This window comes from Limnoraphis robusta BA-68 BA1 (assembly GCF_034932365.1).
Classification (GTDB): domain Bacteria; phylum Cyanobacteriota; class Cyanobacteriia; order Cyanobacteriales; family Microcoleaceae; genus Capilliphycus; species Capilliphycus robustus.
Map to the genome: position 1 here is coordinate 1 of NZ_JAYGHR010000030.1, position 19353 is coordinate 19353.

At 41.0% G+C, this 19353-nt stretch carries 13 protein-coding genes and 2 pseudogenes; 12 read left to right on the forward strand and 3 right to left on the reverse strand.

Annotated features, from left to right (window positions below; translation table 11 throughout):
• Positions 1-401 precede the first annotated feature (401 nt).
• From cysC to VB836_RS11815, 6 genes and pseudogenes are all read left to right on the forward strand, one after another.
• On the forward strand, positions 402-947 hold the full coding sequence (gene cysC / locus VB836_RS11785) for an adenylyl-sulfate kinase (RefSeq protein WP_046282232.1): 546 nt from the start codon (positions 402-404) through the stop codon (positions 945-947).
• 125 nt (positions 948-1072) lie between these two features.
• Positions 1073-1864 (forward strand): DsbA family protein, encoded by a 792-nt coding sequence (locus tag VB836_RS11790; RefSeq protein WP_323219507.1) that lies wholly within the window; start codon positions 1073-1075, stop codon positions 1862-1864.
• A gap of 489 nt (positions 1865-2353) precedes the next feature.
• On the forward strand, positions 2354-2635 hold the full coding sequence (locus tag VB836_RS11795) for a 4a-hydroxytetrahydrobiopterin dehydratase (protein ID WP_046280320.1): 282 nt from the start codon (positions 2354-2356) through the stop codon (positions 2633-2635).
• Between the two features lie 250 nt (positions 2636-2885).
• A pseudogene (locus VB836_RS30350) lies at positions 2886-3371 on the forward strand (RNA-guided endonuclease InsQ/TnpB family protein); the annotation flags it as partial.
• A gap of 145 nt (positions 3372-3516) precedes the next feature.
• Positions 3517-5145 (forward strand): HD-GYP domain-containing protein, encoded by a 1629-nt coding sequence (locus VB836_RS11810; protein WP_323219508.1) that lies wholly within the window; start codon positions 3517-3519, stop codon positions 5143-5145.
• Between the two features lie 108 nt (positions 5146-5253).
• Entirely contained in the window at positions 5254-7053 is a 1800-nt protein-coding gene (locus tag VB836_RS11815; RefSeq protein WP_323219509.1) for an iron uptake porin, read from the forward strand.
• 7 nt (positions 7054-7060) lie between these two features.
• Here the strand turns inward: VB836_RS11815 and VB836_RS11820 are convergent, their stop codons facing one another.
• On the reverse strand, positions 7061-8239 hold the full coding sequence (locus VB836_RS11820) for a hybrid sensor histidine kinase/response regulator (protein WP_323219510.1): 1179 nt from the start codon (positions 8237-8239) through the stop codon (positions 7061-7063).
• Between the two features lie 238 nt (positions 8240-8477).
• On the opposite strand from VB836_RS11820, the pseudogene recQ reads away from it, so the two are divergent.
• Both recQ and VB836_RS11830 read left to right on the forward strand, forming a co-directional pair.
• Positions 8478-10673 (forward strand): annotated as a pseudogene (gene recQ, locus VB836_RS11825) (DNA helicase RecQ).
• Positions 10674-10788: 115 nt separating this feature from the next.
• Positions 10789-11724, forward strand: a complete 936-nt coding sequence (locus VB836_RS11830) for a phosphoribulokinase (RefSeq protein ID WP_323219511.1) — start codon at positions 10789-10791, stop codon at positions 11722-11724.
• Here the strand turns inward: VB836_RS11830 and VB836_RS11835 are convergent.
• Entirely contained in the window at positions 11708-11899 is a 192-nt protein-coding gene (locus VB836_RS11835; RefSeq protein ID WP_046282236.1) for a hypothetical protein, read from the reverse strand. The genes VB836_RS11830 and VB836_RS11835 overlap by 17 nt on opposite strands.
• A gap of 180 nt (positions 11900-12079) precedes the next feature.
• On the opposite strand from VB836_RS11835, the gene VB836_RS11840 reads away from it, so the two are divergent.
• The 3 genes from VB836_RS11840 to VB836_RS11850 all read left to right on the forward strand — a co-directional run bounded on the left by VB836_RS11840 (position 12080) and on the right by VB836_RS11850 (position 16531).
• Positions 12080-13612, forward strand: coding sequence for an McrB family protein (locus tag VB836_RS11840; protein WP_323219512.1), 1533 nt, complete (start codon positions 12080-12082; stop codon positions 13610-13612).
• A 390-nt stretch (positions 13613-14002) separates the two neighbouring features.
• Entirely contained in the window at positions 14003-15202 is a 1200-nt protein-coding gene (locus tag VB836_RS11845; protein WP_323219513.1) for an McrC family protein, read from the forward strand.
• 768 nt (positions 15203-15970) lie between these two features.
• Complete coding sequence (locus VB836_RS11850; protein ID WP_323219514.1) at positions 15971-16531, forward strand: hypothetical protein; 561 nt, start codon at positions 15971-15973, stop codon at positions 16529-16531.
• Between the two features lie 290 nt (positions 16532-16821).
• Here VB836_RS11850 and aspS read toward each other — a convergent pair whose 3' ends face one another.
• Positions 16822-18624 (reverse strand): aspartate--tRNA ligase, encoded by a 1803-nt coding sequence (aspS, locus tag VB836_RS11855; RefSeq protein WP_323219515.1) that lies wholly within the window; start codon positions 18622-18624, stop codon positions 16822-16824.
• Between the two features lie 276 nt (positions 18625-18900).
• Between aspS and VB836_RS11860 the strand changes: the two genes are divergently transcribed.
• The gene (locus tag VB836_RS11860) at positions 18901-19323 is read left to right on the forward strand and encodes a secondary thiamine-phosphate synthase enzyme YjbQ (RefSeq protein ID WP_323219516.1); all 423 of its coding nucleotides are present in this window, start codon (positions 18901-18903) and stop codon (positions 19321-19323) included.
• The last annotated feature ends 30 nt before the right edge of the window (positions 19324-19353 follow it).

Sequence of the window (19353 nt, forward strand, 5' to 3'; positions counted from 1 at the left end):
GCGTAAGACTATCTCAGGATAGCAGCACCCAAAGAAGCGCTAACCCGCCAGAATTTAAGCAGCTATCAATTTTTGATCTGCTTAAATAGATGGAATCACCGTCCGTTCACGGCGGTGAGGATGTCAATCAGCACCCTATACGCTCTACCTTTCCAGTCAGTTTTCACCCTTTCGACAGACAGACTTTGCATCTGTAGCTAGATGCGAGTAGTATGGGAGAAGAAGAAATTTACAACTCATGGAGTTGATCCCACGCCTTCTGAACGTGATCGCAACGGTATGAGTTGATAGGGGTGTCATTGATTTCAGAGAAATGTCGTCAGTCCAAGTCAAGTCTCATTTGAGATGATTCGATAATCAATTCTTTGTTTAGTTGTCACTTAGCAGGAGAAATAAAATTGATGCAGCGCCGAGGTGTAACAGTGTGGTTCACAGGTTTAAGTGGTGCCGGAAAAACCACAATTACCCGTGCAGTAGCCGAGGAATTACGCTCACAAGAATGCCAGCTTGAGATTTTAGATGGCGATGTGGTGCGGGAAAACCTAACCAAAGGTTTGGGTTTTAGTAAAGAAGACAGAGACATTAACATCCGTCGGATCGGATTTGTAGCCAATCTTCTCACCCGCAACGGTGTTATTGTCTTAGTCTCAGCGATTTCTCCTTATCGACAAGTTCGCGAAGAGGTTCGCCAAACGATTGGGGACTTCGTAGAAGTTTTTGTAAACGCTCCCTTAGCAACTTGCGAAGAACGGGATGTCAAAGGCTTGTACAAACGAGCCAGAGCTGGAGAAATTAAACAGTTTACAGGTATTGATGATCCTTACGAACCGCCCCTCAACCCAGAAGTTGAATGTCGAACCGATCTCGAAGAGTTATCGGAGAGTATAGCTAAGGTGATGAATAAATTAGAGGAATTGGGTTATCTTCCATCGAAGGTTGCAGTTTAATCAATTTCCTCAAAACCTTTAAAAACTTGAACGAATTCTACGCGACACACAAACCTGCAACTTAAGGTTTAAGGTAAAAGTGTTGCGTAGATTTGTGTTTGTCATAGATGAAGGTAAAAAGCGTTATGGAAATCTCGACAGGTTGGCAGCAATACCGTCAGTTAAGGCTGTGGCTACTGACAACAATTTTAGCCGTCGGCTTGACTTTGGGAGGTTGCTCAAAACCAGGGGAGTCCGCTAAAACAGCCAACGTCAGTCCAGAATTTGAACAACAGGTTATTCAAGTGATTCGTAATAACCCCAAAGCCATTTTGGAGTCTGTACAGGCTTACCAACAGCAACAGCAAGAAAATCTCCAAAGTTCTCGGCAGTCCTTCCTCGAACAGATGAAAACCAATCCGTCTGCTATTATTGGCAGTTCTCCAACGACCGGAGCATCCAGTCAGCAGATTGTCCTGTTAGAGTTTTCCGACTTTCAATGTCCCTTCTGCGCCCGCGCTCATCAAACCATTAAACAGTTTATGGATAAGCATCAGGGACAAGTGACGCTGGTTTATAAGCACCTGCCCCTCAGTCAAATCCATTCGGAAGCTCTCCCGGCAGCAAAAGCCTCTTGGGCGGCTCAACAACAGGGGAAATTTTGGCAATATCAAGATGCTCTGTTTAGCCAACAAGAAAAATTGGGTGAAGATTTGTACGTCCAGATTGCTACTACTTTAAATCTCGACTTAGAACAGTTTAATCGCGATCGCCAAAGTTCAGAAGCCCAAGCCTCTATTCAAAAAGATCTCGAACTTGCTCAAGCTTTGGGGATATCTGGAACACCCTTTTTCGTAATCAACGGTGAAACCTTCTCGGGAGCCGTTGAACTGTCGGAAATGGAAGAGGTTTTAGCCCGAGTTAGCTCCAAGAACTAGCCCGGAACTTGAGACATAAGGCCAAAACGACTGAGGTTAGAGAGGTAAACCTCCGGAGACACGGTTAGCCTGATTTCCTTACCCAATAGGCATTTCAGGACTTTTTTTGCAAAAGGGGTTGCACAAAAACCTAGACTGTGTGTTATGCTAGCTAGCGTTAACGAAATTAACAAACCGTACAGGGAACAAGGAGGTGATGCCCATGACAGACAGTAGTAAACGCATGGGTCACCTGATTGGAAAATGCCGGCTGCGTGCCGGAGCTGACTACTAGAGTCAAGCTAGTTTCCGTCTAGAGCATTTAATGTTCAAGATGGAGTGGCTGCTCTAAAGAGTTCTTCCGGCAGTCAGGTTCCAAATCAGATGACCCGCTAGACCGCTCTCATCCTATTAACGCTAAGGCAATTGCTAAAGCTATCTGTGGATGAGAGCGGATAGTTTTTTGAGGGGAATATTACTCCTCACCATCAAATAGAGAGGGGGTTGAAGATGGCTGAAGTATTGAACGAAACTCAAGTCCAAGAAAGGGCGGCTCAAGTTCCAGACTGGAAGGTTGAGGGAAAACAATTAAAGCAAGTGATCAAGTTTAAGGATTTTGTCGCCGCAATGGATTTTGTGAACAAGTTGATCGAACCTGCGGAAGCGGCTGGACATCACCCGGATATTGCAATTTCCTACAACAAAGTGACCATTAGTTTAACAACTCACGATGCGGGTGGTTTAACGGAGAAAGATTTTGCAATGGCGAAGCAAATTTCGAGTCTGAAGTAAATCGGCGGTTGGACTCGAAAACTTGAACCCGCTAGAATCGCTTTACCTAAAATGTGCAAAGAATGCCCCCACTAGAACTTGATTAGTGGGGGAGGTTCAAAAAAAGTTCCAGTGGGGTTTTCTCTTATTTGGGTTAAAATCTAGATGAGTAGAGATGTTGTCTGCAAGGTCTCTACACTTGGTCAGAAATAACCGATAATAGTTTAAGAGAAGTAACTTAGTAGACGATTTATGGTACAACACGGTAGCTCATCAAAGAATTGTCAACATTCGCAAAGATACAATTCACAAACTAACCTCATGGCTATGCAAAAACCACGCGGTCATCGGGTTAGAAGACTTGAATGTTTCTGGGATGTTGAAAAATCATAAATTAGCGGGTGCTATTGCCGATTCGGCTTTTTCTGAAATTCGCCGCCAAGTTGAGTATAAATCCTCGTGGTACGGCTCAGTTGTAGTTTTTGCGCTATATAGCAGAGAAAGAGTTGATTAGGACACTGTTTTTCTGTCAAATCCTTTTATGATAAAGGTTTCAATTCTGTCTCCTGTCTCGGTGTCTCCTGATTTCTGCTATAGATTTTACCCGTCAACTAAAACCTGTTCAAACTGCGGTCACGTTCAACAAATAGCACTGAAAGAACGAGTTTTCAACTGTCAGGCTTGCGGTGAAGTCAAAGATCGTGACTATAATGCGAGTCAGAATTTAGAACGTTTCGCCGAAGGCTATTCGGTTTGAGCCTGTGGAATAGGAAGTGCCGACACCCTATGAAACCCAGTATAGTCTGGAAGAAGCAGGAACGAAGCATTAATACGGGTAGAACCCGTGTTATATCAGTTTTCGATAGCAGTAGTGTTGCAGTCTTTCAGCATCTACGACCCCTATGATTTTTCAAAATCCAGAATATTTAAAAGAGTTAGCCGAACAAGCAGAGTTAATTGAAAAGCTATTAGATATCGGCGCATCCTTGTCGAGTACACAGAGCTTGAGTAGTCTACTCAACTTGATTTTAAGTAAAAGTCGGGAAATTACTTATAGTGATGCAGGAAGTGTGTATCTCGTAGACAATAGCGACAATACCCCGAAATTACTGTTTAAAGTCGCTCAAAACGTCTCGCTTCCGAATGTGTCCTTTCGTGAGTTTGCCATTCCCCTGACTGAGAGAAGTTTGGCGGGATACGTCGCCTTGACGGGTGAAACGTTAAACATCCCTGATGCTTATCAGTTACCGCCAGACAAGTCCTATCGCCTCGATAGTAGTTTTGATCGCGATATTAGCTATCGAACTCGTTCGGTGTTGGTTCTTCCCATGCAAAACCGCCAGGGGGAAACTATCGGGGTACTTCAGTTAATTAACCGCAAAATTAGACCGGATGTCACGCTGGTTCCTGAAAATACCCTAGAAATGACTCAATCCTATGGGGAATGGGAAGAACGGATTTTGCGAAGTCTAGCCTCTCAAGCGGCAATTTCCATCGAACGCAACCATCTACAAGAGAGTATTGAATATCTTTTTGAAGGATTTGTCAAGGCTTCAGTTCAAGTGATTGAACAGCGAGATCCCAGCACCTTTGGTCATTCTGAACGGGTGGCGCAACTAACGGTTCGTTTAGCGGAAGAAGTGAATACGGCGACAACAGGCTCACTCGCGGATATCACATTTAGCGATCGCCAAATTCAAGAAATTCGTTATGCTGCATTATTGCATGATTTTGGCAAAATTGGTATTCCTGAAGCGATTTTAACGAAGTCTAAAAAGTTGTATCCTCATCAGTTAGAAGTCCTACGTCAACGCTTTACTTTAGCACGACGGACTTTAGAATGGGAATGCACTCAGGCCAAATGTGAACTCTTGCTGCAAAATGAAAAACAGACTCATTCCGAAAGTTCAGTTCATCAGAAAATTGAACAGTTAGAAGCCAATTTAAACCAGGAACTCCAGCAATTAACGGATTACTGGAATTTATTATTACAGGCGAATGAACCTCAAGTCACAGAAGAAGAACCGCTAAAAAGACTCTCCGAATTAACTGAGATTGTTTATCGGGATCTCAACGGGGAAACCCAACCATTAATTACTCCCGAAGAAATGAAACAATTGTTAGTTAAACAGGGAAATCTCACGCAGAATGAACGGTTAGTAATCGAGTCTCATGTCACCCATACCTATAAGTTTCTTGAGAAAATTCCCTGGACAAAAGATCTACAAAATGTTCCTCAAATTGCCTATGGACACCACGAAAAACTAGATGGGACTGGCTATCCTTTGGGATTAAAACAAGAGAAAATTCCCATTCAGGCTCAAATCATGGCAATTGCGGATATTTATGATGCGTTAACAGCCGGAGATAAGCCCTATAAACACGCATTACCAACCGTCACGGCGTTAAAAATTCTCCGAAAAGAAGCCGATCAAAATAAAGTGAACCCTGATATTTTAGAACTGTTTGAGAAACGTCAAGTTTATCAAGTGATAGGACATAGTTTAGATGTGGTAATGAAACTGGCGTAGAATAGGGTTATAAAATACGGGTATCAAATCCAGTTCAACTCTTGAAGTTCAGGGTGTAGATATGATGATGAAATAAAATTATACGCTTTAACAAATAAGGAGTACAGGATGAAGGCGGACAAGGGAATTAGATGGTATCAAAACCCTGTATCATTTTGCAAAGTCACTCGATTTTTGTTAGTATTCTGGTCATCTCCTGTATTTTTAGGCTTTAGTTCTAGTTCCGTTTTAGCTGAATATTCAGATAACAATTCAGATAATATTGCATCTCAATCTACTTTAGAACAACTCCAACGTTACAGTCAAGAAGGACGCAAAAACACCTCATCCAGTCAAGTCACATCGGTTTCTCAACTGTCTGATGTTCAACCCACAGACTGGGCGTTTCAAGCCTTACAATCTTTAGTGGAACGGTTTGGCTGTATTGCAGGTTATCCAGATGGTACATTCAAAGGAAATCGTTCGTTAACGCGCTATGAATTTGCAGCCGGTTTAAATGCTTGTGTTGAACGAATTAACGAGTTGTTAAACGCCGCAGTCGAAGATAGTTTAACTGAAAATGAATTCATTGCTTTACAACGTTTACAAAATGAATTTGCAGCAGAATTAAGTTTACTTCGAGGTCAAGTTAGCCGCTTAGAAGAACGGACTGAGGTTTTAGTCGCTAATCAATTTTCTACCACAACTAAACTCACGGGAGAAGGAATTTTTGCGATAACAGATGCTTGGGGAGATGATATCGCCTTTCAAGGAACCGAAGAAAACCGCAATCAAACCGTCTTTCAAAATCGAGTTCGTTTGAATTTTAACACCAGTTTTACAGGTGAAGATTTACTCCTAACTCGCCTTCAAATGGGAAACGCTCAACCGTTTGATTTGGGGTTTACTCGTCAAGGAACACAAACCTTTAATTTTCGCGGTGATACGGATAGTAAAGTTGAATTAGAGCGATTATATTATCAGTTTCCAATTACCAATCAACTTCAGTTAATATTAGCCGCAAAAGGTGTCACTTGGGATGATTTTGTTCCGACAGTTAATCCTTATTTAGATGATAGAGATGGCGGAAATGGAAGCTTAAGTACCTTTGGTCAACGCAACCCAATTTATCGCATTGGAGGGGGTCGCGGAATGGGTTTACATTATCGATTTAATGAACAATTTTTAAATGGAATTTTTGGGTCAACTTCTGTGTCTGTGGGTTATCTGTCTGCGAGTGCGGGAGATGCGAGTCAAGGAAATGGTTTGTTTAATGGAGATTACGCAACGTTAGCCCAAATTACAGTAACGCCGAGAGATAATTTACAGTTGGCTTTTACTTATAATCATGCTTATTCAACACCGGGAAATTTTGGCTTTGATAATGGTTTAAGAAATGGTTTAGTAGTTGACAAAAATAGAGGTAATATTAATGGAAATGCAATTAATGGTGTAACTGGGAGTGGAATTGCCAACTCAATTTTAGGCTTAAGTGAGGGAATTAATCCCGGAAGAATTGCGTCAGGAGTGGTTAGTAATTCCTATGGGGTACAAGTTTCATGGCGAATAAATCGTAAAATCGTATTAAGTGGTTGGGGAGGATATACGGATGCGAGAGTGATTAATATTGGGGATGGTCAAATTTGGAATTTTGCGGTAACATTAGGATTACCGGATTTGTTTAAAGAGGGAAGTTTGGGCGGGATTGTTATTGGGAGAGAACCCTATTTGAATGATATTGATGCGCCGAGAGACTTAAAAATAGAGTTTCCTAATGATCAATCTTGGCATTTAGAAGCGTTTTATCGCTACCCGGTAAATGATAAAATTTCCATTACTCCGGGGATAATTTTTATTACAAATCCCAACCAAGATAGCCGCAATGATGATATCGTGATTGGGACGTTAAGAACAACGTTTTCTTTTTAACGAGCATCTAAGAATCTTCGGGTTTTAATACAGGTAACGTAAACCAAAAGGACGCGCCCGAATTTTCGTTAGCAATAACGCCTATTTTACCCCCATGAGCGTTAATAATTTGCTGACACAAATACAAACCTAAACCTAATCCTTTAATTTTACCCACATTTTTACCTCGTTTGTAGAGTTCAAAGAGTTCTTTTGAATCTTCTGAATTGATTCCAACGCCATCATCTGAAATGGTGTATTTTACCCAGTTTTCAGTTTTCTTTTTAGCCTTCTTGTCGGTGATGACTTCCGCAGAAAGCGTTAACGTTAATCCGGGGGGATTATATTTGATAGCATTAGAAAATAAGTTGTCAAAAACCCGCCAAAGTTGAGTAGAGTCGGCTTGAACTAAAGGTAAAACAGAGGGGATTTTTTCCTGAAAGTTAACCCGATTTTTGTCAAAAAAAGGCTGCCATTCGGCGATCAGTTGTTGGGTAAAAGGGATCAAGTCTAAGGGTTGACAATGCAGGGAAATTCCTTCTAAACTAATATCGCTGGTTTCAACTAAAGAGTTAATCAGATTGAGTTGGCGATCGCAACTATTCGCCATTTGTTCTACAATATTTCGAGGAACTGTTAGTTTTGGGGAGGATTCTAAGGTTAATAAGTTCTTCAAAACGATTAACATTCCGGTTACGGGATTTCGCAAATCGTGAGAAACAGCATGAATATAAACTCGTAATGCAGACTCAATTTTTTGGCGTTCTTTAATTTCTTTTTGAAGTTGTTTGTTTTGTTCAATTAGTTGTTTTTGCTGTTCCCGCAACGTAATCTGAGTTCTAACACGAACTAAAACTTCTTGAACTTGAAAGGGTTTTGTAATATAGTCAACGCCACCCACATCAAAAGCCATGACTTTATCCATCGTATCATTAAGCGCACTCAGAAAAATAATCGGAATATCGTGAGTTTTGGGTAAACCTTTGAGATATTGAGCAATTTGATAGCCGCTCATTTCGGGCATCATAATATCCAGTAGAATCAAATCAGGAGCGAGCGCTTCTATCGCTTTCAGTGCTTGTTTACCATTGGTGGCTTTGCGAACTTTATAGCCTTTTTCCTCTAACATAGAGGAGAGCAGTCGTAAATTTTCAGGAGTATCATCAACAATTAAAATATCAGCTTGCTGAATCGAAGACTGAATCATCTGTGTACCCCTTATTTTGATAGGATTTGGAAATCTGTTGGTGAGGGATGCTATCATTCAGAGGTTGCCCACGTTTCCCCCTTAAATCTTATTTGGGCGATCGCTAATCAATTCTCTCCATGTAGTTCGTATTAAAATGTAACATTTTTCAGGTCAATGGATATTGTAGCGAGATTGAAGCGAAGGGGAACGCATTTTTCTAAAATAATAAAGAAGTCCATCTATCTCCTAAAAATCAATGTCAGGGCTATCTGTATCCTCTTTCGCCCAGCCCCAATCTCTCGAACAGTCCCTCAAGCACTTTTTTGGTTATGACTCTTTCCGCCCGGGACAACGTGAAATCATCGAACAAGCCCTCCAGAAGCAAGATTTGCTGATTGTCATGCCCACAGGAGGCGGAAAATCTCTCTGTTTTCAGTTACCCGCACTCCTCAAACCCGGGGTAACAGTCGTGGTGTCGCCCCTGATTGCTTTGATGCAGGATCAAGTCATTGCCCTCGAGGATAATGGCATTGCCGCAACGTTTCTTAATAGTACCCTATTAGCCGAGGAAGTGCGATCGCGGGAAGCATCCATTCTCAAAGGTCGAATTAAACTGCTTTATGTTGCCCCTGAACGGGTTTTAGGCGAGCGATTTTTATCTTTTTTAGACCTAGTAAATACTCAAGTTGGGATCTCGGCTTTTGCCATTGATGAAGCCCATTGTGTTTCAGAATGGGGGCATGATTTTCGGCCGGAATATCGACAACTTCAACGGTTGCGACAGCGTTATCCTCAGATTCCGATGATGGCATTAACAGCTACAGCCACCCAAAGAGTTCGCCAGGATATTATTGAACAGCTTGCCTTAAAACAGCCTTCAATTCATTTAGCGAGTTTTCTGCGTCCTAATCTATCTTATGAAGTGGTTCCGAAATCGACCCAAAGTTTTAACCAACTGGTGAAGATTATTCAGCAAGCAGATAGTTCAGGAATTGTGTATTGTCTGACTCGAAAACGGGTTGAATATTTAGCTTTTAAATTGCGAGACAAAGGAATATCTTGTTTACCCTATCATGGCGGATTACCCGATCAAGAACGTCAAGAAAATCAAACTCGTTTTATTCGAGATGATGTACAAGTGATGATCGCCACAATAGCTTTTGGAATGGGAATTAATAAACCCGATGTTCGCTTTGTGGTTCATTATGATTTATCGCGAACTTTAGAAAGCTATTATCAAGAAGCTGGACGGGCTGGACGAGATAGTGATCCGGCTAAATGTATTCTGTTTTGGTCAGGAAGTGATATTAAAACAATCGAATATTTTATCGCTCAAAAACCTCAGCCCGACGAACAACGAATGAGTCGTCAGCAACTTCGACAAATGATTGATTATGCGGAGTCAACCGAATGTCGAAATCGAATTATTTTAGGTTATTTTGGGGAGCCATTTCCGGGAGATTGTGGTCAATGTGATAATTGCCGCGAAAGTAAGCCCCTAGAAGATTGGACGATTGAGGCGATGAAGTTTTTGTCCTGTATCGCCCGATGTAAAGAAAAATACGGAATCAGCTATATTATTGATATTCTACGAGGGTCGAAAAGTCAAAAAATTATTGAACGAGGACATGATAAACTCTCAACCTATGGGATCGGCAAAGATAAGACAGTTGATGAGTGGAAAGGCTTAGGGCGATCGCTAATTCATCAAGGGTTAGTTGACCGTACAATCGATGGTTATGGTATCTTGAAACTAAACTCCCTGAGTTGGGAAGTGATGCAGCGTCAGCGTCGAGTTGAAATTGCGATTCCTCAAAAGCGAAACTTAGACATTCAAACTCGTTCATTGGCGGCTGAAGTGGAAATGTTATTTGAACATTTGCGTCAACTTCGTAAAACAATCGCAGATGAACAATTTATTCCCCCTTATATGGTTTTTCCGGATTCTACACTGAGATTAATGGCACAACAACGTCCGGTAACGCTTGAGGCTTTATTAGAGATTTCGGGCGTAGGAAATCATAAGTTGAGTCGCTACGGAGAACGATTTGTTAATACGATTCGCAACTATTGTGAAGAACAAGGTCTTTCTGTGGAAGCAGCACCTCCTCCATAAAAATGTATGATTCAAAATTACGGTTCATCAACAGATAGCCAAATGTATACTCTACAATTGCATCAGCAAGGGTTGAGTATTGAAGAGATCTCCCATCATCGGAATTTGTCGGCGAGTGCTGTGGTTGAGCATTTGCTCAAGTTAATTAGTATGAACCAAGCGGTTGATATTAATCGTTTGGTTTCATTGGAACGCCAACAAATAATTATTCGTGCGATTGACACTCTTGGAGATACAGGGCTTCAGATTATTTATGACTATTTAGCCGAGCAATATAGTTATGATGAAATTCGCTTAGTTAGAGCGGCTTGGCGACAGTATCGCATGGAGTTTTAGATCCCTGAATTTGACGGAAATCTTGCTAAAAATGTCACCCGCTCTTTTTGGGACTTGATTTGGCCTGCATTCCCCCATAGAATGATCACAATAGGCTACCGTTTGGCAAAAAAAGATGAGCCATCGTCCAATTATTTTAGGTATTGTTGGGGATAGCGCCGCAGGAAAAACCACTCTAACGCGGGGAATCGCTCAAGTTGTCGGGCCAGAAAATGTGACGGTGATCTGTACAGATGACTACCATCGCTATGATCGTCAACAACGCAAGGCTTTAGGAGTGACTGCACTGCATCCCGATGCGAACTATCTTGATATTATGCAGCAGCATTTGACTCTACTGCGAACCGGACAACCCATTCTCAAACCGATTTACAGCCATCATACCGGAACATTTGAAGCACCTGAGTATGTCAAGCCCAGTCGTTTTGTGATTGTCGAAGGGTTACTCGGTTATTCGACTCGTGGCGCCCGTGACTGCTACGATGTTCGGGTGTATCTCGCCCCACCGGAGTCTCTGCGGACTCAGTGGAAAATTAAGCGAGATACTATGAAGCGAAGCTACACCGAAGAAGAGGTGATCGCCGCCCTTGTCCAACGGGAACCCGACTCAGAAGCGTTTATTCGTCCTCAACGCAAGTGGGCGGATGTGGTGGTTACATTTTATCCGGCGGAAAATGGCAATACAAACAGTTCAAATTTGAATGTGCGTTTGGTTTTGCGCCCCACTATTCCTCATCCCAATTTTACAGAAATTCTTGATCAAAGCGCTCGCTATCCGCTCTCAGCAGTGCGTTTAGGATTGGATCGAGATATGGGTAAACCTGTGGATGTTTTGGAAGTTGATAGTCATGCAACGCTTGAACAGGTGAATGCGTTAGAGATGCTATTTTGTGATGAATTTCCACACTTAAAAGATTTTTGTAGTGTGGGAAATCAAGAACTGGGTAAACTCACCGGAACTACAGGAGAAATTCTACAAAGTTATCCATTAGCGATCACCCAATTATTGATTGCTTATCACATGATTAAGGCAACTAAAATCGTTCAGTAAACCCAGAGTAGAGAAACTGCAAAACCTGCATCTGAGGTGAGATTACTAAAGGATCTTGAGGCGCTGGAATCATCTCACCTCGGAAGTCTAGCAGAGAGACTAACAGCAGATAAGCCAGGGCTAAAATCACAGAAATTGCACCTGTGAGATAGGCAACCAGTTTTGAGCGTTCCATATGGAATCAGAAAATATACTAACTTTTTTTGAATCAATCTGTGTAAATTATAGCATTGCGATCGCATTTTTAATAGACTCCTATCAATCTCTCTAATTCTGCTTTATCGCTACTGTTTTGAGAGTACAATGGTTAATGAGTTAACTGTTGAAGGAAGTATTCACAAGGATTGAGATTAAAATGAGTGAGAAACAAGAAGAATATCTTTTCACTAAGGAGATATTTGAAAATTTACCTAATTTTATAGATAAACATCCAGAAATAAATGACTCATGGTGTTATAATCGTAAGGTTTTCTCCGAATTATCACGAATAAAACATTTTGGAAAGATTGCGTCAACTCTACAAAATATCATAGAGATTGCTGCTGTTTTTCTTGACAAAAATTTCCAAAAATTTCCAAATTTTAGAGTGCGTAAATTTACGTCTGAACTTCATATAAAGAATGATCATATCATTCAGTGGGGAATTCTAATTTCTAAACTCAATACTAAAGAAAGTGATATTAATTGTGATTTTTTTATTGAATTAACGCCTAAATCATTGCAAATTAAAGCAAAAATTGTTAATTTAGATAACCCAGGCAGAATAGGAGATTTAAAGAATTTAAAGAATGACATAGAGTTTAATGATTGGAGGCCTCACGGCGAGGGAATGATCAAATATTTTTTTATTAAAGAACTAAATTCTCTTGAAATTTATGATGATATTGATCCAGAGGCTTATCATTCTGAAATTGAAATAGGCATTGAAGAAGCCTGTCGTATGTCAGTCGATGAATTTATATATTACTTGGATAAAACTTTTCAAAAAATGTTACCTCTAATGTTAATATATATGACCGACGATCCTATTCCTGGCATCTGTAAATATCTCAATTTAGAGCCTTTATATAGTCTAAGTCAATGTGCTGATAGTACAGGTTTTGAAGAAGAAGAACTAGGAAGATGGGTAAAAATAATTAACAGAAAAAAACAGGTAATATTTCAAGGGCCGCCCGGAACAGGAAAAACATTCATCGCCAAACAAATCGCTAAACATTTAATAGGAGGTAACGACGGTTTTTCTGAATTGGTTCAGTTTCATCCCGCCTATACCTACGAAGACTTTCTGCAAGGAATTCGTCCTCAGACACAAGACGGACAGCTAACCTATTCAATGGTTCCGGGTCGATTTCTTGAGTTTTGTAAAAAAGCAGAATCCTGTAAAGGAACTTGTATTCTTATTATTGACGAAATTAATCGGGCGAATTTATCTCAGGTGTTTGGAGAGTTGATGTATTTGTTGGAATATCGACGTGAAAAAATTTGTTTAGCGGGGAGTAATGAACCCTTTGGAATTCCCTCAAATGTTTACATTATTGGAACCATGAACACTGCTGACCGTTCTATTGCTTTGGTTGACCACGCACTTCGTCGCCGCTTTTCTTTTATTACGCTTTCTCCAAATTATGATGTATTGCGTAATTACCTTTTGCTAGACAGTATTTATATTGAGAAATTAATCGATATTCTAACAGATTTGAATAAAACAATTGATGATCCGCATCACGAACTGGGGATTTCCTTTTTCTTAGTTGATGATTTGGAAAATAACATTGAGGATATTTGGACGATGGAAATTGAACCCTATTTAGAAGAATATTTCTATGATCAGCCAGAAAAAATAAAGAATTTTCGATGGTCTGAGATTAAAAACAAACTTTTTAACTAACAAAATTGTATGAAATACTTCAATGTTTGCTACTCATGTTTTTGGGTTTTTGATCCCCCCTAGCCCCCCTTAAAAAGGGGGGAATAAGAAATCAAAAGCTTAACAGTCTTGCTTGAAAAGGGGTAAATAAGCTTAAAATTCCCCGTTTTGATCCCCCCTAGCCCCCCTTGAAAAGGGGGGGATTTAGGAGGATAAAGTCCCCCTTTTTAAGGGAAATTTAGGGGGATAAAGTCCCCCTTTTTAAGGGAAATTTAGGAGGATAAAGTCCCCCTTTTTAAGGGGGATTTAGGGGGATCTCTTTTTAAGGGGGATTTAGGGGGATCTCTTTTTAAGGGGGATTTAGGGGAATCTGTGTTAATCTGACCTTAATTTAAGATAGTTAAAGTTGAAATGAACAAACCCAAAATTATAGAACTCACTGAACACCAACCCCAACTATTTGAACGGGATGAACTTAATACAGAAATTGCCGAACTGATTTGGAAAAATTATAAAAATTTAATTGATGTAGATTTTCCCTCTATTAAAACTCAAGGGAAAACTCAACTCACACCTAAAGGATGGGTTGGTCAAATTACCCTAACACCTGAACTACAAATTTACATCAAGCCAAAAGTTCCTATTTCTAATCTATTTGGAATGTTGGAATATGCTTATCAATTTAAAGATTTTAAAATCTTTAATAATCAATTCACTGAATGTCAAACCGTCAAGGATTTTTATAGCAGACTTGCAGATATTCTCGCCCATAAAATACTCGCTCGGACTCGTCAGGGACTTTACAGAACTTATATTCCGGTTAATCGTCATCTCTCCGCTATTCGAGGACGAATTGAGATGCGAGAGGCGATTAAAAAACCCTGGAACGTTAAGCTAAAATGTCACTACGATGAACACACTGCGGATATAGAAGATAACCAGATTTTACTTTGGACGTTGTACGTTATTGGTCGGAGTGGCTTGTGTTCGGCGACGGTTTCTTCTAGTATTAGAAAAGCCTATCATGTTCTGAATGGGTTAGTGAGTCAACGTTCATTTCAAGGAAAAGATTGTGTTAATCGTTCCTATAATCGTCTGAATCAAGATTATAAAGAGATGCACTCATTTTGTCGGTTTTTCCTCGATAATTGTGGTCCATCTCACCAAGTTGGAAACTATACAATGTTCTCCTTTGTGGTGAATATGCCGAACTTGTATGAGTTGTTTGTTGCAGAATGGCTAAAATTGAATCTTCCGCCTGATTTATCAGTTAGAATACAAAGTAAACTGAATATTGGAGAAAAAAGATCGTTTGTTCTTGATCTAGAAGTTTACGAAACTCAAACCGAAAAAACGCTCTATATTATCGATACAAAATATAAACCACCGGATACCCCATCGAATTCTGACATTTTCCAAGTAACAACTTATGCGACAGCTAAAAATTGTTCTGAAGCGGTTCTCGTTTATCCCGCACCTTTGATACAGCCATTTGATGAAACAATTGGAAACAGTAATATTCGGGTTCGTAGCCTAACTTTTTCTATTGATGAAGACTTAGAACAGGCGGGTCAAACATTTCTTAAAAGTCTTTTTGAGCGATCGCATTAAAAAAATCCTTGACCTTTTCTTAAGAGAATTGGAGTGTTTCTTGAACTACAGCCAACCTAGAAACACTGAAAGAGGGGGACTTGCCCCCTCTCCTAGTATCTCCTCATCTGGGATATAATAGGATGACCTAAGTATTCAAAGAAAAGGAGATGCGCCCTGATGGTAGAACACCCAAATTGATCGACTGGTTAAGCAGAGTATCCCCAAGTCAGGGATATGTGGACAGAGTTGGACACTACGGACAAGTCACATTTCATGCTTACGACCAATCAAGGTGTGCGAGTCTATATTGAGATTATTGCAGTTCGGTTTTGATAAATACAAGAGGTCTATTGCAATTACCCACTTTTTTACAGAAAAGTCTCCAAAACCAGAGGCAATAGAAGGTTAAACTCCCTGATTTCTCAAAGCAAGAATTCTGATCCGTCCTTGTCCAAGTTGTTAAGAATAATTTCTGTTTTAATCAAGACCTTCCCTCTGTTCGCAACGCTAGCCGCTCTAACGGTAAGAGCCTGACAGGTGAGGTACTCTACTAGAATAGTTAATCCCCGTGAGCTAAGATAGCCTTACGCTAATCGATTGGTCTTAGCCACAACCCATAGATTCACCTGTCCCTGAAGGAAAATTAAGTTAATAGCCTACCCGAGTAGGTTAAGGCTACAATAGCTTTCTCACCAAATTTCTAGCTGATGATGTCCATTTTTAGCTGGATAGAGGTGTTGCAGTTCAAGGAATAGTCCCCTAGTACAGACCGACGAGTAAGTTCAGATGACAGTAAGAAGACAAAGGAGAGCGACCAATACCCTCGTTCGACGCCAAGCAACCCCGAAAGAGCGCCAACTCATCCATTTGCTGGCGAACCTGGGCTGTTCTTTGGTTAGATATGGGATGCAACACGCTAATAGTAAGGGGATTATTTCACCACCCGAACGCAAACAACTCGCGGAATGGCATCACTTGCGACTTCAGCAAATTCGCCGCATTGAACGGAGTTTAGAACCCATAGCGACTCTCAAACGAGTTTATTTCAAGAGTGAATTGAGTCCACGAAATCTCAAATCTCTCAAACTGCTGTGGACTGATGAAGACTGCAAAAGTCGGGTCAAACGAGTTGACCCAGAACTTGATGACATTCTCAGTGAGGCTTTGGATAAGGGAGATACGCTTAAGCAAATCTTTCACACCGTTAAGGTGGGAGAACGACAATTTTCCCTAGCGGTAGAGAAGGGAAAAGTCCCCCTTTGGGTGAAACAATGGGAAGAATCTGATTATGAAATCGATTTCTTTCCGCCTGCTTTCTCCGCCTGGGCGGACATTGTGGACGACTAGGACAGTTTACAGTGACCAGTTATCAGTGACCAGTGGGGAGCATTCTTAAAGAACGCCCCTACATTTGGTTAGAACGGCCAGAAAGATCTCAATAGAAAGATCAACAAATAGATACTCAACCCCCCTATAACTATCACGAGCAGCAAATCGCTAAATAGCTTAAATGATTTTCGAGAAGTTAGAGGTAAATCTGCTGTAACTGGCTTGTCTTCAGAGGGAGAAAGTTGAACAGGTTTCGGTTCGATTAGAGGTTCAACAGGTTGAGTTTCAATTAGAGACGGGAGTGCAATTTATGATTCCATTAGCTGAGATTTAGGTTTGTAGGTGGAAGTCACTTGTAATTCTTTTAACTGTTTATCTTCCACTTTTGACGGGGCGTTGGTTAACACACAACGGGCTTGTTGAGTCTTAGGAAAGGCAATCACATCTCGAATGGATTCTTCTCCCGCTAACAACATCACTAACCGATCCAAACCATAAGCAATTCCCCCGTGAGGCGGTGTACCATATTCAAAGGCTTCTAATAAAAAGCCAAACTTACTGTAGGCTTCTTCTATTGTTAAGCCAATGGTTTCAAACACTCTTTCTTGTACTTCTCGTTGATAAATTCGTAGACTTCCACCCCCAATTTCATACCCATTTAAAACTAAATCATAGGCTACTGCACGGGCGGTTTTTAAGTCGGCTAAATCATCAGGATGGGGTGCAGTAAAGGGATGATGTAAGGCTTCAAAACGCTTTTCGTCTGCATTCCATTCAAACATCGGGAAATCCGTCACCCACAGTAAATTCATCTGATCTGGAGGAATTAACCCTAATTCTTCCCCAACTAATAACCGCAAACGGTCTAAGGTTTTATTGACTGTGTTGGTTTCACCCGCTCCAAATAGTAACAGAAAACCGGGTTCGGCTTGGGTTCGTCTGAGAATTTCTTGTTTTTGATCTTCGCTGAGGTTATCTTTAATTGCGCCAATGGTATCGAGTTTTCCGCCTTCTTTAACGCGAATATAAGCTAAACCTTTCGCCCCCGCTTCACTGGCTTCTTTAAACAAATCCCCACCGGGTTTAATTCTCACATTAGAAAAGGCTTCATTTCCGCCAGGAATTGGTAATATTTTAACGATTCCCCCCGACTGAACCGCCCCAGAAAAGACCTTGAACCCGCAGTCTTTAACTAGATCGGAAACATCGACTAATTCTAAACCAAAGCGAGTATCGGGTTTATCACTTCCATAGCGATCCATTGCTGAGGCGTAGGTTAAACGGGGAAAGGGAAGGGGTAATTCTATCCCTTTAACGGTTTTGAAAATATGAGCGACTAAGGCTTCATTTAAGGCGATAATTTCATCTTGAGACATGAAACTCATTTCCATGTCCAGTTGAGTGAATTCGGGTTGACGATCGGCGCGTAAATCTTCATCCCGAAAACACCGCGCAATCTGATAATATCGATCCATTCCCGACACCATCAACAATTGCTTAAACAGTTGGGGTGACTGCGGTAATGCAAACCATTCACCAGGATTAACCCGACTGGGGAGAACATAATCTCTCGCGCCTTCAGGGGTAGAACGAGTTAAAATTGGGGTTTCAATCTCGATAAAATGTTCTTGATCTTCGAGGAAACGACGGATCGCTTTAACTACCGCATGACGCAGTTGCAGGTTGCGAGTCATGCGATCGCGCCGAATATCTAAATAGCGATATTTGAGGCGTAATTCTTCTTTAACGGATTCATTTTCACTCGTCGAAATTTGAAAGGGAAGCTGTTTTCCGAGGGCGTTAAGAAGTTCAATGCGATCGGCGTAGATTTCCACCTCTCCAGTGGCGAGTTTAATGTTTAGGGACTCCTCAGGACGCTGAGAGACGCGACCCGTGATTTTCACCACATATTCACTTCGCATCGTTTCCGCGATGTTGTAGGACTCTGGAGTGCGTTGAGGATCACTGACAATTTGAACGATACCCATGCGATCGCGCAAATCCAGAAAGATCACTCCGCCATGATCTCGACGACGATCCACCCATCCGCAGAGTGTGACGGTTTTTCCGATATCGGTGCTTCTCAGTTGTCCACAGTAATGGGTTCGCATGGCTGTCGATTTGTCGTTCTGGATTCACATACAAGATTAGCAAAATACCAGTATATAATAAGTGAGCAAAATTTCTGACTTAATTTTTATTTTATTTTTCGGGGTCAGTCAGGGGAGACGATCAGGGGTCAAACGACAATTGAAATTTGAATTGGTCTTTGAGGACTGATGCAACCCAATTGTATTTATAATTCTAATGTGAAAGATGCGTCATGCTCTGTTCACTAACTCGACAATTAAAAGCTGTTAACGGTTCACCATTCACTGTTTCCTGTAATGACTCACTATCAACAACTCATTCGAGTTACAACAAATGCTAAATCCCTCGTCCGATTCACTCGTCAAGTTGAGGATGTCGTTGCTCAATCCGGTGTTAAAACAGGCTTATGTACGATTTTTTTACGCCATACTTCTGCAAGTTTAATTATACAAGAAAATGCCGATCCGGATGTATTAGTGGATTTAGAGAATTTTTTGTCAAAATTAGTTCCTGAAGGCAATCATTACATCCATGACGCCGAAGGCCCCGACGATATGCCCGCTCATATTCGCAGTGTTTTGACCCATACTTCTGAACAAATTCCGATTTCTCAAGGACGATTAGTGTTAGGAACTTGGCAAGGTATTTATGTTTGGGAACATCGCAACCATCGACACAACCGGGAAGTAATGGTTCATATTTCAGGAGATAATTATTAAAGAAGCCTCTGTAGGGTGGGTGAGGGTTTT